Origin of the sequence: Pelotomaculum sp. PtaB.Bin117, from assembly GCF_002067195.1 — a bacterium.
In the GTDB taxonomy this organism is placed as follows: domain Bacteria; phylum Bacillota; class Desulfotomaculia; order Desulfotomaculales; family Pelotomaculaceae; genus Pelotomaculum_D; species Pelotomaculum_D terephthalicicum.
Genome location: NZ_MVQM01000164.1, coordinates 45,695 through 61,556 on the forward strand (window position 1 = coordinate 45,695; position 15,862 = coordinate 61,556).

16 protein-coding genes are annotated in these 15,862 nt (G+C 47.1%); all 16 read right to left on the bottom strand.

What is annotated here, in order from left to right; all coding sequences use genetic code 11:
- Window position 1 precedes the first annotated feature (1 nt).
- Window positions 2–1,048, bottom strand: a complete 1,047-nt coding sequence (gene ytvI / locus A4E54_RS12615; protein ID WP_240083005.1) for a sporulation integral membrane protein YtvI — start codon at window positions 1,046–1,048, stop codon at window positions 2–4.
- Window positions 1,049–1,060: 12 nt separating this feature from the next.
- Entirely contained in the window at window positions 1,061–1,849 is a 789-nt protein-coding gene (locus tag A4E54_RS12620; RefSeq protein WP_240083006.1) for a phosphatidate cytidylyltransferase, read from the bottom strand.
- Between the two features lie 34 nt (window positions 1,850–1,883).
- The gene (gene uppS, locus A4E54_RS12625) at window positions 1,884–2,684 is read right to left on the bottom strand and encodes an undecaprenyl pyrophosphate synthase (RefSeq protein WP_240083072.1); all 801 of its coding nucleotides are present in this window, start codon (window positions 2,682–2,684) and stop codon (window positions 1,884–1,886) included.
- 83 nt (window positions 2,685–2,767) lie between these two features.
- On the bottom strand, window positions 2,768–2,938 hold the full coding sequence (gene fdxA / locus A4E54_RS12630; RefSeq protein WP_240083007.1) for a 4Fe-4S ferredoxin: 171 nt from the start codon (window positions 2,936–2,938) through the stop codon (window positions 2,768–2,770).
- A 214-nt stretch (window positions 2,939–3,152) separates the two neighbouring features.
- Entirely contained in the window at window positions 3,153–3,710 is a 558-nt protein-coding gene (frr, locus tag A4E54_RS12635) for a ribosome recycling factor (protein WP_240083009.1), read from the bottom strand.
- Window positions 3,691–4,431 carry a UMP kinase gene (gene pyrH / locus A4E54_RS12640; RefSeq protein ID WP_240083010.1) on the bottom strand — a complete coding sequence of 247 codons (741 nt, stop codon included), beginning with the start codon at window positions 4,429–4,431 and terminating at the stop codon, window positions 3,691–3,693. The genes frr and pyrH overlap by 20 nt, the downstream gene beginning before the upstream one ends.
- A 60-nt stretch (window positions 4,432–4,491) precedes the next feature.
- Complete coding sequence (gene tsf, locus A4E54_RS12645) at window positions 4,492–5,154, bottom strand: translation elongation factor Ts (RefSeq protein ID WP_240083011.1); 663 nt, start codon at window positions 5,152–5,154, stop codon at window positions 4,492–4,494.
- A 140-nt stretch (window positions 5,155–5,294) separates the two neighbouring features.
- Complete coding sequence (gene rpsB / locus A4E54_RS12650; RefSeq protein WP_240083012.1) at window positions 5,295–5,993, bottom strand: 30S ribosomal protein S2; 699 nt, start codon at window positions 5,991–5,993, stop codon at window positions 5,295–5,297.
- Window positions 5,994–6,171: 178 nt separating this feature from the next.
- Complete coding sequence (codY, locus tag A4E54_RS12655; RefSeq protein WP_240083013.1) at window positions 6,172–6,972, bottom strand: GTP-sensing pleiotropic transcriptional regulator CodY; 801 nt, start codon at window positions 6,970–6,972, stop codon at window positions 6,172–6,174.
- A gap of 19 nt (window positions 6,973–6,991) precedes the next feature.
- A complete protein-coding gene (gene hslU, locus A4E54_RS12660; protein WP_240083014.1) occupies window positions 6,992–8,386 on the bottom strand; it encodes an ATP-dependent protease ATPase subunit HslU in 1,395 nt (464 codons plus the stop codon).
- Between the two features lie 163 nt (window positions 8,387–8,549).
- On the bottom strand, window positions 8,550–9,080 hold the full coding sequence (gene hslV, locus A4E54_RS12665; protein WP_282442313.1) for an ATP-dependent protease subunit HslV: 531 nt from the start codon (window positions 9,078–9,080) through the stop codon (window positions 8,550–8,552).
- Between the two features lie 60 nt (window positions 9,081–9,140).
- The gene (gene xerC, locus A4E54_RS12670) at window positions 9,141–10,124 is read right to left on the bottom strand and encodes a tyrosine recombinase XerC (protein ID WP_240083016.1); all 984 of its coding nucleotides are present in this window, start codon (window positions 10,122–10,124) and stop codon (window positions 9,141–9,143) included.
- Window positions 10,125–10,136: 12 nt separating this feature from the next.
- Complete coding sequence (trmFO, locus tag A4E54_RS12675) at window positions 10,137–11,450, bottom strand: methylenetetrahydrofolate--tRNA-(uracil(54)-C(5))-methyltransferase (FADH(2)-oxidizing) TrmFO (RefSeq protein WP_240083017.1); 1,314 nt, start codon at window positions 11,448–11,450, stop codon at window positions 10,137–10,139.
- 46 nt (window positions 11,451–11,496) lie between these two features.
- Window positions 11,497–13,647, bottom strand: coding sequence for a type I DNA topoisomerase (topA, locus tag A4E54_RS12680; RefSeq protein WP_240083018.1), 2,151 nt, complete (start codon window positions 13,645–13,647; stop codon window positions 11,497–11,499).
- Window positions 13,648–13,733: 86 nt separating this feature from the next.
- Complete coding sequence (gene dprA, locus A4E54_RS12685) at window positions 13,734–14,837, bottom strand: DNA-processing protein DprA (protein WP_240083019.1); 1,104 nt, start codon at window positions 14,835–14,837, stop codon at window positions 13,734–13,736.
- Between the two features lie 238 nt (window positions 14,838–15,075).
- The gene (gene ytfJ / locus A4E54_RS12690) at window positions 15,076–15,540 is read right to left on the bottom strand and encodes a GerW family sporulation protein (RefSeq protein ID WP_240083020.1); all 465 of its coding nucleotides are present in this window, start codon (window positions 15,538–15,540) and stop codon (window positions 15,076–15,078) included.
- Window positions 15,541–15,862: the final 322 nt, after the last annotated feature.

Genomic DNA, 15,862 nt, shown 5'->3' on the forward strand with positions numbered 1-15,862 from the left:
CTTATTTTGTTTTGATATTTAAAATGCCCGATTTTAGCGCGGCCTGTACGCCAATAAGCAAGACCGGGCCAAGCACCAAACCCAAAACACCCATCAACTTTAATCCGGCATACATTGCCACTAGAGTCGCTAATGGATGCAAACCAAGACTTGCCGAAACGATTTTTGTTTCAAATATCTGTCTTATCAATACTACTACGGCGTATAAAATTGCCAGTTTGATTCCAAAACCCGTATCACCGGAGGCAAAGGACCATGCTAGCCAGGGCAGGTAAATACCCGCCGGTCCGAGAACAGGGATCAGATCAAAAAAGCCTATCAAAAGCCCCATGGTCAGGGCATATTTTGCGCCGATTATGTACAAACCTGTAATACTAATTATAGCAGTCATAGATATAAGAATGGCTTGAGCACGCAAGTAGCCTAAAAAGGCCGCTGATATTTCCCGCATAACCTCAACAGACTTTTCACCCCACGGTTCCGGAACGAAACGCAGCAATAACTGAACAATCAAATGGCGGTCCCGGGCTAAAAAATATGTGGCCAGCCCGCTCACCAACAAGACAGTGAGAGTGCCGGGTACCAATGAAATATACTGCAGTATTGAATTGACAACCCGAGTGATAAAACCTTCGATGTTCGCGGCAATACTGTTAATATTTTGTTCAAGTGAAGAAGTAACATATGGTGGCAGATTCACATAAAACGTCGTCGCCTTTTCGATTAAATCTTGAAAATAAACCCTTAAATCCGCTGCAATTCCGGGTAGGGAAACTGAAAGCTGAACCAACTCCGCAACAAGTTTCAAGGTTACTACCGTAAAGATAACACCAATTCCCCCAAAGACGATAAGCATGGCAATAAAAGTGGAAACGCCGCGGGGCAGCCTCCCCTTGTGCTGTAAAGCCACAATTATCGGCTCCATAATAATGCTAAAAACCAGCGCGATTATAAACGGCACCAGCACCGGCAATATATACTTAACAGCAATCATAACGATTAACGCAATTATTATCGCATAAATTAGCATAACTAGTTTTTTGGGCATTTACAGGCCACCTCAGCCAATAATAAATAGTCGTACGAAATAATATACCAAAGGAGCGGTAAACAGGGCGCTGTCAAATCGGTCAAGTATGCCGCCATGACCCGGAATTAAAGCGCTGGAGTCTTTCAGGCCGGCCTGCCTTTTAAACGCCGACTCAAGCAAATCACCCACACCGGCGGCAATTCCCAGCATAAAACCTAATAACAGCAGCTTGGGTAAAGGTAAAAACGGATAAACAATTCCAAACAAATAAGCGATAATAACACTTCCCAGAAGACCGCCGGAGGCTCCCTCCAGAGTTTTTTTAGGGCTTATCACCGGAGCGATTCGCTTTCTGCCGAAAGCTTTTCCGATAAAAAAAGCAAAAGTATCGCTGGCCCACGTACAGGCAAACATAAAAATAAGCCAGGTCCCCCCGTCGGGAAGGGTACTAATAAGATAAAAATAGCACATCAAGCCCACATAAAGCGTTCCCATCAGAGTACCCGCAATGTCCAGCAGTGAATAACGCGGGTAAAAAGCCACTATCGCGATAAGCTCCAGGAATAAAATGATAGTAATGGTAGGACCAGGATAGCCGTCATGATAAAGATATGCGCCGCCGAGCAATATTAAACCTCCGGCCTGGGCCAGCCAGAATGACGGTTTTATCCCCAATCGGGAAAGCATCTCCGACATTTCTCTCAACCCGAGAAAAACAATTATTCCAGTTAACAGCAACAATGGTATGCCTGCCTGCCAAACAGCCAGGACAATCAAGGGCACACCCACTAAGGCGCTAATAATTCTCTGCAGGAGCACGGCTTCACCAACCTGTCAGGCTGTTTTATATATGTTAAACATTCTGTTTTAAACCGCCAAAACGGCGCTCCCGCCGCTGATAGTCAACCAGGGCGCACAGCAAGTGATAGCGCCGGAATTCGGGCCATAATGTGGAAGTAAACCAAAATTCGGTATAAGCCATCTGCCATAATAAAAAATTGCTTATCCGGTAATCCCCGGAAGGCCGGATTAAAAGATCGGGCTCAGGCTGGCCGGCAGTATACAAGTGGTCTGAGAGCAAATCCGCGTCAATTTGACTGGCTTTATAACGACCTGTTTCTATACCGGTGGCGATTGCCCGGATGGCGTCGATAATTTCTGTGCGTCCCCCGTAATTCAAGGCGATGTTTAATATAAGCCTGTTATTTTCACAGGTTAATTTCACAGCATCAGCCAGGGCATCCCTGGCCGGTTGCGGCAATTCATTCAACCTGCCGATCGGGTTGACACGCACTCCTTTCTTATTAAGTTCTTTCTTTTCCTTATTAAGATACTCCACCAGTAAATCCATCAGAATAATTACTTCTTCCCGGGGTCTCTTCCAGTTTTCCGTAGAAAACGCATATATAGTCAACACCTGGATTCCCAATTCACAGCACAATTCAACTATATCCCTGAGGGTCTCCGCTCCCGCTCTGTGACCGGCGGTGCGCAGCAGCCCTTGCCTTTGCGCCCAGCGTCCATTTCCATCCATGATAATAGCAATATGCTTGGGCAATCTTTTTTTATCAATAATTTTTAGCAAGTCCTGCACTTCCAGCCCTGATTCATCAGACTCTCTCTTACGCCAAAAGTTGACAATTCGATTAATCATAGCAATAAAGCCCTCCAGAATCGCCGGTTGTACATATTTTACCATATAAACAACCCCCTCGTATAGGTGAGGGGGCTGGTCCATTACTCTTCAATAATAGCTCCAGTAGGACAGGCGTCTATGCAGACACCACAATTCTCACACTTTTCCGGATCGATTTTACAAGCATCATCTTCTTCAATAATTGCCTCATTCGGGCAGGAATCCAAGCATGTACCACATGCCACGCATTCATCAGTTATCTTGTAAGCCACCCTCACTACCTCCTTTCTTTGCATATTCGAAGACTGCAGTCAGCACTACTTCACCTGAAACAACAAAATTATATCGCACAACACGCAGTCTGTCACTAGATATCCACCCTCGAACAGGGCGGGTGATTAAAACATCGACAGCCAGCCCCAGTTCCTTGCAACGTTCAAGAGCATCGTCTAAAGGAAGACCAACGAGATCAAGGCGACCGTTCATCTAAACCTGCATTATCTCCTGTTCTTTTGTTGACAAAAGCTGGTCAATTTCTTTTACAAAACGATCGGTTATTTTCTGGACTTCATCCTGGCGGCGTTTTAATTCATCTTCAGACAACTTGCCCTCTTTTTGCGCCGCTTTAAGTTGTTCATTGGTGTCGCGGCGAATGTTTCGCACCGCCACCCGGCCTTCTTCCGCTTTTTTCTTAATAACCTTCATCAAATCAGCCCGCCTTTCCTGGGTCAGCTGAGGTATGGCAAGCCTGATTACCGTGCCGTCACTGGTAGGCGGAATGCCTAGATCGGATTTCATGATAGACCGCTCAATTTCGGGCAAAGAGTTTTTATCCCATGGCTGAATTACCAGGAGTCTGGCTTCTGGCACTGAAATATTAGCGAGTTGGTTGATAGGTGTCGGTGTACCGTAATAGTTGACCATAACCTTATCCAATAGCGCTGGTGTGGCACGACCTGCCCGCAAAGAGGCAAATTCTTTCTTTACTACCTCAACGGTTTTTTTCATGCTGCTTTCGGATTCACTAACAATCTCTTTTGCCATTAAACTCACCCCCGATATAAGTTCCTATTTTTTCTCCAAGGATCGCTTTTTTTATGTTTCCTTCTTTGTTTAAATTAAAAACAATTAACGGTATCTTGTTATCCATGCACAACGAAGCCGCAGTGGAATCCATAACACCAAGGCCACGGTTGATCATTTCGATATAGGAAAGTTCTTTGAATCTTTTTGCATCCGGGTTTTTCAGCGGGTCAGCATCATAAACGCCGTCCACTTGCTTCGCCATCAAAATAACCTGCGCCTCAATTTCAGCCGCCCGCAAGGCTGCGGTTGTATCGGTGGAAAAATACGGGTTGCCGGTACCAGCGGCAAAAATTACCACTCTGCCTTTCTCCATGTGTCTGATTGCGCGGCGCCTGATATAGGGTTCGGCCACCGCTCTCATTTCGATAGCAGTCTGAGTGCGTGTGTCGACCCCATGCTTTTGCAGAGCGTCTTGCAAGGCAAGGGAATTCATCACCGTAGCCAGCATTCCCATGTAATCAGCCGTTGCCCGGTCCATACCCTTGGCGCTGCCGGCAATCCCGCGCCAGAAATTTCCTGCCCCTACCACCACCGCCAATTGCACCCTGGATTCCATTACTTCTTTAACCTGTCTGGCGATAGTATTCACCACATCAGGATCTATACCATAACCCAAAGAGCCGGCCAGAGCTTCCCCGCTTAGCTTTAATACTATGCGCCAGTACTTCGGTGATACCATACAAGGCAAGCCTCCATTTAACGCATTTATTTGGATAAAAAATCATCCTCTTATAATAAATTATTTTCCTATATTACGTGTAGCTGCCTCAACTTCAGCGGCGAGATCATTCTGCCTTTTCTGAATTCCCTCGCCCAACTCATAGCGGGTAAAACGTCTGATATTAATATTTTCACCAATTTTCGCAATCTTTTCTGTCAGCATTTGTTTAACGGTAATATCCGGATCCTTGATAAAAGGCTGTTCCATTAAACATACTTCTTTATAGTATTTTTCTATACGGCCCGTCACCATTTTGTCAACTATTTTCTCCGGCTTGCCTTCGTTCAGCGCCTGGGCACGCAGTATAGAACGTTCTTTATCCACTATCTCCGCCGGTACGTCCTCCTTATTAACGTATTCGGGCTTTGCGGCAGCAATCTGCATTGCTATCTCCCTGACAAAAGCTTTGAATTCATCAGTTTTAGCCACAAAATCAGTTTCGCAATTCACCTCTACCATTACACCGATTCGTCCGGCTCCATGTATGTAAGATTCAATCAAACCTTCCGCGGCAATCCGGCCGGCTTTCTTTGCTGCGGCCGCCAATCCTTTTTCCCTAAGATAATCGGCAGCTTTTTCAATATCACCATTATTTTCACTAAGGGCTTTTTTACAGTCCATCATCCCCGCTCCGGTGCGCTCCCGCAGTTCTTTAACCAAACTGGCCGATATAGCAGACATAGTAAAGCTCCTCCTTTGTTAACATCTATTCATACTTATATATTATATCCAAAATTACCCTTAAAACATTCAAATAAGAACTTTTATGGAAGAAAGAAGGCAGGGGTTTCCCGAAAAAACAGCCCCCGCCTGGATATAGCTTATTCCGCTAATTGTTCTCCCTGCTTGCCTTCGAGAACAGCCTCCGCCATTTTACCTGTTAAGAGGCGAACCGCCCTGATTGCATCATCGTTTCCCGGGATAATATAATTCACCTCATCAGGGTCGCAGTTGGTATCTACAATGGCCACAATAGGGATGCCCAGCTTGCGCGCTTCCGCAACGGCAATACGCTCTTTGCGGGGGTCTACGACGAACAACGCTCCCGGCAGCCGTCGCATATCTTTAATGCCGCCTAAAAATTTTTGTAATTTTTCCTTCTCATGCATTAATTGGGCTACTTCTTTCTTTGGAAGAACTTCCATTGTCCCGTTTGCTTCCATGTTTTCCAGTTCATGCAGGCGGTCAATCCTGCGTCTGATAGTCTGGAAATTAGTGAGCATACCTCCAAGCCAGCGCTGATTCACATAAAACATACCGCAACGTTCTGCTTCTTCCCGCACCGACTCCTGGGCCTGCTTTTTCGTGCCGACAAAAAGAATAGAATCACCTTCAAGGGAAAGCTGTTTGACAAAATTATAAGCATCTTCCACTTTCTTGACCGTTTTCTGTAAATCTATGATATAGATGCCATTACGATCTGTAAAAATATAAGGAGCCATTTTAGGATTCCAGCGTCTTGTTTGATGTCCGAAGTGAACACCTGCCTCCAATAGCTGCTTCATAGATATTACACCCATCTGATAAACACCTCCCCCCGCTATGGTTTGTTCCTCCGCTGCCTTCATCTCCGGTAAGTCCCTAACCTGGGCACCCTTACCTGAATCCAGTAACGTGTGTAATTCACACTAAGCCGTATTCTACCATAAAAAACACCCCGGTGCAAGCCGGGGCGGCAATATTTTAAACACATCAGGATTACATTCCCTTATTTTTCGCAGTGCTGAGTTTTTCCAGTTCCTCCAATAAGTGTTCATTTAAAACATGGATATATGTGCCTTTCATGCCAAGAGACTTAGATTCGATAACACCCGCACTTTCAAATTTGCGCAAGGCATTTACTATAACAGATCTGGTGATGCCTACCCGATCGGCTATTTTGCTGGCTACCAGCAATCCTTCATCACCGCCGAGCTGCTCGAAAATATTCTGGATGGCGTCCAACTCGGAATATGACAAGGTGGCCAGGGCTATTTGCACAGCCGCGCGACTACGGGCATCCTCCTCAATTTTTTTAGCCCGCGAACGGAGTATTTCCAAAGCTACCACCGTTGCCGCGTACTCCCCTAAAATAAGGTCCTCATCAGTAAAGTGGCTGCCGAATCTAGCCAGTACCAGAGTGCCGAGACGGGAACCAGGTCCGGCGATTGGCACCATAGTAGTGATTTTATTGTTAAAACGACATGGTTGTTTTTGATTAAAAACACATGCGTTGCCAACCTGGCTGAAGTTAGCGGAGGTTTCATTTATTTTCATTAAATTCTCATTATACTCTTCGGGAAACCCACCGCGGCCTTCCACAATCTCTCTCATAATGTCACAAACCCAGCCTTTAAGATAAGAATATCCCAAAACTTTGCCACGCTGATCAAGTATATAAATACTTGCTTCAATATTCTTACTAAGAATACTGGAAACTATATTAAAATCTACAGCGTGTCCTACCGATTTCAAAACCAGTTTATTGATAGCGCGTGTCTTCGCGAGCAAGTTATGCATCCTTGTCGTTATGTCCTCCTTATAAAATATACCGACTCAAATCCTCATTCTTAACCACATCAACCAATTTTTCTACAACTTGTTCACGACCTATTTCAATTATTTTATTACTGAGCTCAGGCGCTTCAAAAGACAGATCTTCCAAAAGCTTTTCCAAGATTGTATGCAAGCGGCGAGCTCCAATATTCTCTGTTTGTTCATTAACAGTATAAGCTATTTTTGCGATTTCTTCAAGTGAATTTTTTGAAAATTTAACCGACAATCCTTCTGTGGCCAATAATTCGGTATACTGCTTAATCAGCGCGTTCCTGGGCTCTGTCAAAATCTGTTGAAAATCCTCACAGGTGAGGTTCTCAAGTTCAACACGGATCGGGAAACGTCCCTGAAGTTCCGGAATCAAATCTGACGGCTTGGAAATATGAAAGGCCCCTGCGGCAATAAATAAAATGTGGTCGGTTTTAACCGGACCGTACTTTGTTACAACAGTTGAGCCTTCAACAATCGGCAGGATATCACGCTGCACTCCGCCTCTGGATACATCCGGGCCATATCCTTCCCGTCCGGCGATTTTATCAATCTCGTCCAGGAAAACGATACCATCTTCTTCTACCCGTCTTATTGATTCTGACGTAACTTCATCCATGTCAATCAATCTTTGTGCTTCCTGCTGCACCAGGATCTTTCTGGCGTCCCCCACGGTTACTTTACGCTTGCGTTTTTTCTTCGGCAAAAAACCACCGAGCATATCCTGAATATTAACACCCATTTCCTCCATGCCCGAACCGGTAAATACCTCCACCATAGGAGGTTTGTTATCCTCGACTTCAATCTGCACGATTTCATTTTCCAGTTGGCCTTTTGCCAGCTTTTCCTTCAACATGTCTCTTTCAAAATCGATCCGTTTGAACTTTTGGTCCTGGGGGGTGTCGCTCTGTTCATTAGGTTTTGCGGCGCCAAAAAGCATTTCCAGAGGATTGCGCGGCGGAGATTCCGGTACCGGATACGGCGCCAGCAGTTCAATTATTTTCTCTTCGGCGATCTTCATAGCTTTACTCTCTACTTCCACCAGTTTATCCTGCTTGACCATTCTGATCGCCGTTTCCACAAGGTCCCTGATCATGCTCTCAACATCCCTGCCGACATATCCTACCTCGGTAAACTTCGTCGCTTCCACTTTGACGAAAGGAGCCTTTACCAGCTTGGCCAGGCGGCGGGCTATTTCGGTCTTGCCAACGCCGGTCGGACCGATCATTAAGATATTTTTCGGGATTACTTCATCCCTGAAATCTTCAGGCAACTTTTTGCGCCGGTAGCGGTTGCGCAAGGCCACGGCAACAGCTTTTTTAGCCTTTCCCTGACCAACGATATATCTGTCAAGTTCTTCAACAATGCGCCGCGGTGTTAGCTCTTCCATTTCTTAACCTCCCATATCGGTCGTCTGATGCCAGATATCTGACGTTAGAATATGACGTTAGAATATTTATAAAACATAATTACTATTCAGGTATTCAGTATGCTTCTAGACGATAAACCATCCCACATTCTGACTCCTGACTCCTAAGTTATTACGAGACACATTATACTTCTTCAACAATGATATTGTCATTGGTATACACACATATTTCCGCGGCTATGGCCAGCGCCTCCCCGGCAACTTCGCCGGCGTTCAGCTGAGTGTGCCTGAGCAGAGCGCGCGCCGCCGCCAACGCGTATGGACCTCCGGAACCGATAGCCGCCACACCGTCGTCAGGTTCGATTACCTCGCCCCCTCCGGATATGATCAACAAATCTTCCTTGCCGGCCACAATCAAAAGCGCTTCCAGACGACGCAAAATCTTATCAGTACGCCACTCCTTCGCCAATTCAACTGCCGCCCGCTGCAAGTTGCCGTGGTATTCCTCCAGCCTCCCCTCGAACTTTTCAAACAAGGTAAAGGCATCCGCAACGGAACCGGCAAATCCGGCCACGACTTTATCTTTATACAGTCGCCTTATTTTCCTGGCTCCTTTTTTCATAACCGTATTCTGGCCGAAAGTAACCTGCCCGTCACCGGCGACTGCTACTTTCCCATCCTTTTTTACCGCAACAATTGTCGTAGCGTGAAACATTGTCATACTCCCTTCACCTTAAGAATCAATAATGCAAGCAACGGTCCGCAAACCGCTAACTCACTCCTCCGCCCGGGGATGGGCTTTTCGATAAACTTGCTTCAATCTCTCACCCGTAACATGTGTATAAATCTGTGTGCTGGACAGGCTGATATGGCCAAGCATTTCCTGAACTGAACGAAGATCCGCCCCGGCGTTCAATAAATGAGTGGCAAAGGAATGGCGGAGCGTGTGCGGGCTTATTTTCCTTTCAATACTGACCTTTTTTACATACTTGTCAACTATTTTACGTACTCCCCGCTCTGATAGCCTTTCACCCCACCGGTTAAGAAAAACAGCACTATTCAAAGATAAGGACGGTATTTTAGCGGCAAACATGGTTTCAGCGTGAGCCTGCTCAGCGCCTTTCGTTTTTCTGCCGGAAGCGATACTCAATAATTGCAGGCGGGCATCCTTTAAGTAACGCGACAGAGCGTTTACCGCCTGCGAGCCTAAAGGCACCAGCCTTTCACGCGCTCTTTTACCCATTACCCGGACGTACCCCGCGCCAAGGTCCAGATCACCTTGATTCAGGGATACCAGTTCGTTAATCCGCAACCCTCCGGCGTACAGGGTCTCCAGGATTGCCCGGTCACGCATCCCCAGCGAATTCCCCGAATCAGGCGCTTCTACCAGCAGTTTTGCCTCATTTTCATACAAAAAACGAGGCAAGCGCTTATCCAAACGAGGGTTGGACAGCTTTGCCACAGGGTTTTCCTCAACTATTTCCTCCCGCTTCAAGTAGCGGTAAAACGACCGCCAGGCCGCCAGGCGCCTGGCAATGGTAGCTCGCGAAAGGCCTTTTTTTTGCGAGTAAGCAAGGAAGCTGCGAAAAATTCGGTGGTCCAGGTCCGCCGGGTGAATAACGCAATCTTTTTTATTAATCTGACGAGAAATAAACTCCAAGCCATGAAACAAGTCTTTCTGGTAGTTTTCCACTGTTTTCGGAGAGGCATTTTTTTCTGTTTTCAAGTAAATTAAAAAGTTGTCAATGTAGCTGTACATGGCAATCCCTTTTTAAACAACGGCTTCTTTGAACTTCTTTATAGATTCCAGCGCTTTTTCGGCAATCAACCGGTAGCGCTCTTTTTTATCCTTGATTTTTGCCTTTTGGCTGAGGAAAAGACCGAAAGTGATATTCATCGGCTGAAAATGAGACGGATCAGCGGTAGTAATGTAATACGCCAATGAACCGTGCGCGCTCTCCCGCGGGAAAGCAACCGGTTCCCTGCCGCTAACCAGCAGCGCCGCGTTTATCCCTGCCATCAAACCGGATGCCGCAGACTCGACATATCCTTCCACACCGGTTATTTGGCCGGCGAAAAAAAGGGACAGTCGTTTTTTACACTGGAAAGTAGGCAACAACAATACCGGGGCGTTAATAAACGTGTTCCTGTGCATCACTCCGAACCTGGCGAATTCCGCGCTTTCAAGCCCGGGAATTAGCCGGAAAACCCGGCTCTGCTCGTTCCATTTCAGAGCGGTCTGGCAACCTACCAGATTAAACAATGTTCCTTCAATATTATCCTGTCTTAATTGTACAACCGCATAAGGTCTCCTGCCTGTGCGCGGGTCAGTCAAGCCGACTGGTTTGAGCGGTCCGTATAAAAGAGTTTCCTGGCCGCGCGCCGCCAAAGCTTCTACAGGCATACATCCTTCAAAATGTTTCTCCTGCTCAAATGCATGCCGCGGCGCCTTCGCGGCATGCACCAGGTCATTCCAAAATATTTCATACTCTTCCTTGTTCATCGGGCAGTTTAAGTAAGCCGCCTCGCCTTTATCATAACGGCTGGAACGAAATATCTTCTCCATATTTAAAGATTCATACGTTACAATTGGAGCGACAGCGTCATAAAAATACAAATACTCTTCTCCGGTATACTCTCTAATGCTCCTTGCCATGGCTTCCGCCGTGAGCGGCCCGGTGGCCAAGATAACCACCCCGTCTTTAGGAATCCGCAGAATCTCTTCACGGTTAATTTCCACCATGGGATGCGCGGACAATTTCTCAGTAACCCGGCCGGCAAAAGTATCGCGGTCAACGGCGAGCGCGCCGCCGGCCGGTACTTTTGTTTCTCCGGCGCACTCCATAATGAGAGAATCGAGCAGGCGCATCTCTTCTTTCAAAAGACCGACCGCGTTTGTCAAAGCAGCCGCGCGCAAGGAATTGCTGCAAACCAGTTCCGCAAAATCCCCCGTGCGATGCACAGGTGTCTGCCTGCCCGGCCTCATTTCATACAGCCTGACTCTTACTCCCCGGTTTGCCAATTGCCAGGCTGCCTCGGCTCCGGCCAGACCTGCTCCGACAACGGTTACCACCCGTTCTTCCATTATTCCTCCCTTGTTTCCTTGAACAGCCGCGTCAATAAATTATACCTTATTGCGACAATATTTCTTTGCCGGTTACTTTGTTTTTCGGGTTTTTCTTCACTCTGCTCTTACCTTTATTACTTGAGACAACCTTATGGCTGCATTTTTCATTTATACAGCGCAGGTTTATTTTGTTCCCGGCCCCTTTTTTTTCAACCATCAAGCCGCCGCAAGCGGGGCACTTTTCTTTCGCTGGCTGATCCCAGATGGTAAAATCACATTCCGGGTAGCGGCTGCAACCGTAGAACTTTCTCCCTTTTTTTGAGCGCCGGGCAACCAGTTCTCCCTCACAGCGCGGGCAGCCAACACCGGTCGGTTCTAACAACGGCCTTGTGCTGCGGCATTCCGGAAAGCCCGGACAGGCTAAAAACTTGCCGTAACGGCCCATTTTGATCACCATATTGCGCCCGCATTGCTCACAAATTTCATCCGTGACTTGGTCTGCCACCTGAACACGGCCAATCTCTTTATCCGCTTTTAGCAGAGTCTGATTAAACGGGGTATAGAACTTGTCAAGAACTTGAACCCAGTTGACCGTGCCTTCTTCAATTCTGTCCAGATCCTCTTCCATACCCGCGGTAAACTCAATGTCAATTATATTTAAAAAATGTTTCTTTAATAAGTCAACCACTGTCGCGCCCAATTCCGTAGGGTAAAGCTGTTTTTTATCCCTAACCACGTAACCTCTCTTAATAACGGTCTCAACAATGGGAGCATAGGTGCTCGGCCTTCCTATGCCTTTTTCCTCCAAGGTCTTCACCAGCGTCGCGTCCGTGTAACGCGGCGGCGGCTGGGTGAAATGTTGTTTTGGCGTTAAGGAACGCGCTTCCACACTTTCCCCTTCGCGCAACTCCGGAAGCAGTTTTTCCTCATCTTTTTCTCCATCATCCCTGCTCTCGGTATAAACTTTCATAAAGCCCGGGAATTTTATTATTGAGCCAGTGGCCCGGAATACATAATCCCCGGCGCTTATTTCAATACTGGTTGTATCAAAAACAGCCGGACTCATCTGGCTGGCCAAAAAACGGGACCAGATCAGTTTGTAGAGCTTATACTGATCATTAGTCAGGAAACTTTTAATTGAGTCCGGCTCCCTGTTAATCGAAGTCGGACGAATAGCCTCATGAGCATCCTGGACCTTGCCTTTTCCCGCTGTTTTTGCAGCATACCTGCCTACATAACTTGCCCCGAACCGTTCACGCAGATAATCATGCGCTTCACCGCGGGCTGTTTCCGACACCCTGGTAGAGTCGGTGCGGATATACGTTACCAGGCCGGAGGTTCCTTCCTTCCCGAGATCAAGCCCCTCATAAAGCTGCTGGGCAATCATCATGGTTTTCCTTGAAGTAAAATTCAGCTTCCGGTACGCCTCTTGCTGAAGGGTGCTTGTGATAAAAGGCGGCGCGGGCCTGCGGTTTTTTTCCTTACGGGCGACTTTAGTTACGGTATAATCCGCGCCTTTAAGGTTTGCCAAGACTTCCCGTACCTTTTCCTCGTTGCCTATTTCAATTTTTTCCCCTAAATAGCGAAACAATCTCCCTTCAAAAGGGGCGTTTCCCGTTTTTATAAAACTACCGGTAAGAGTCCAGTATTCCTCCGGTTCGAAAGATTCTATTTCCTCTTCACGGTCACAAATCAACCTGACGGCCACCGATTGAACCCGTCCCGCACTGAGCCCTTTCTTGACTTTCCGCCATAGCAGCGGACTTAAATTATAGCCTACCAGTCTGTCGAGAATGCGTCTGGCTTGTTGCGCGTTCACCAGATCGGCGTCAATCACCCTGGGATGCGTCACGGCGTTCCGAATGGCTTGCTTGGTTATCTCGTTAAACTCAATACGGCAAGGCTCATTATCAGGTATTTCGAGAATGTTCTGGAGATGCCAGGCAATGGCTTCCCCTTCCCGGTCGGGGTCGGAGGCAATCAACACCTGGTCCGCTTTTTTCTCAGCCGCCCGCAAATCCTTAATAGTATTGCCTTTGCCCCGTATAGTAATATATTTCGGGTTGAATCCGTTTGATATGTCAACCCCAAACTGGCTTTTGGGCAAATCGCGCACATGCCCCATGGAAGCCTTAACCATATATTTTTTACCCAGAAACTTGCTTATCGTTTTTGCTTTTGCCGGGGATTCTACGATTACCAAAGTTTTTGACAAACAACACACCTCATTTTATATCACCTGGCTTTTATTGCCACCTATTATAGCATATTTTTAAAAAACTAATCTATCCCACCAATCTTTTATAACATATTCCGGCCCGTCCGGGTATAAAATTTACCCGGCAACTGCCTGGTCAAACCTTTTATTTCCAGATACATTAAAGCCGCCATAACTTTTTGGGGGACAAGCCCGGACTGGTTAATCAATTCATCCAGGGAAACCGGCTCTAGAGAAAGCAAGCGGTACAGCGCTTCTTCCTCCTTACTCATTTTTACCAAACTTTCACCATCTGAATCCGGGAGTGGAAAAAGTTTATCCATGCCGAGTTCATCAAGGATATCACCAGCGCCTTCAACCAGCCTGGCCCCTTGTTTAATCAAGCGGTGCGGTCCCCGGCTCAGGGGACTGACCACATTCCCCGGCACCGCCATGACATCGCGGCCCTGTTCCAGGGCAAAATCCGCCGTAATCAGGGCGCCGCTTCTCTCACCGGCTTCCACCACCACAGTGCCGAGAGACAAACCGCTGATAATACGGTTGCGGGCCGGGAAATGCCAGGCTTCAGGCGGTGATCCGGGAGGAAACTCACTAATTACGGCTCCTTTTTCCATTATCTGCTCCATAATTCTTTTGTTTTCCCTGGGATAAACTATATCCGGCCCGCAGCCAAGGACGGCAATAGTTCTGCCGCAGCCTGCCAAGGCTCCCTTATGCGCGATGGTATCAATCCCTCTGGCCATACCGCTAACAACAGTTATCCCTACGGCGGCCAAATCCCTTGCCAGCTTTTCCGCCACCAGCTGGCCGTAGGATGAGGGTTTCCGTGCTCCCACCACCGCCACGGCGAGGTCATCGGCGGCTTTCAGGAAACCCCGCACAAAAATTACCGGAGGAGGGTCATAAATTGAAAGCAACTTTCCGGGATAACCGGGTTCGTTGTGGCAAACGAAGGAGATTCCTGCAGATGATAATTTAGCGGCCAGCTCATCAAGCTCCAGCCCGGCTTTGCGCCGGGCCAAGCCGGCCGCTCCTTCAGCACCCACCCCCGGTGCTCCCGCCAACTCTTGAGCGGTTGCCTCCCACGCCGCCTTCACCGAGCCGAAATATTCGATAAGCGACCAAACACGCTTACCCGAACCAGGCAAAAGATACTGCCATCCCAACCAGTATATTCTGTCTTCCAAAAGTTTTCTCCCCCCGGCATTTCTTTCGCCCTTCTTTTCGGGGTAAAGACAACATCTTCCTGCTTTTCGGCAAAATTTTATTTTAGCACGGGTAATTAACAGGTAAAAAGGATGCCAGGAAGCATCCCTTTTCAATTAACACTATACCATGTAAATTAAATTCTCATCTTCTGCTGGCGCCGCCTTGAGCGGCACGGCTGTTTTTTAATGTTATGTCCTAAAACAAAATGTTTTTTGTTTACTGCAATGGTTGTGTAGATGTTGACGAAGCCGGTTGGGCAGCAGAATTTGCCTTGACCTCCACCTGGGATTCACCACAGCCCAACATCGACTGAATTTGTGAAAGCAAATGCGGCGCCATGTCGATTAAACGATCAGCCAGCATATTCCCGTCCACCGGGAGCATTCTCACCTGCCCATTGCCGACGACCAGAAAACCAATTGGTTTTACTGAAACTCCCGCGCCGCTCCCGCCTCCAAAAGCGGGTCCTTGCGCATCTCCTTCACTCTGCTTGGCATCCCGGCCGGATTCAAAATTGCCGCCTCCCGCCACAAAGCCGCAGGCGACACGCGAAACAGGAATGATTACTGTTCCATCCGGCGCCTCGACAGGATCGCCAACAACCGTATTAACATCCACCATTTCTCTGATACTTTCCATGGCCGTTTTCATTAATCCTTCAATAGGATGGTTTTCGGGCATACTGTCCCCCACATTTCTTTTTCTAAATAATCTTTCCTTTAAAAAAAGTAAATATACGACTATTTATACTTCTACATCAACCCCTAATATTCGACAGATGATAACAATATATTTCCTTGACTTGGTTAATTTTACATATTACATTATTAATGTCTTAATAAAAAAACTTCTTATTAGATTTTCTAGTGGATTCTATAGAAATTAAAATTTCCACTCAAAATTAGAAAGAGGTATTAAGTTTGAAACCACACCTAACAGAAGCGGATAAAGGACACAAAAAGGAACCGTAACGAAGTTACAGTAATTGGGGAAGGCATGTGGA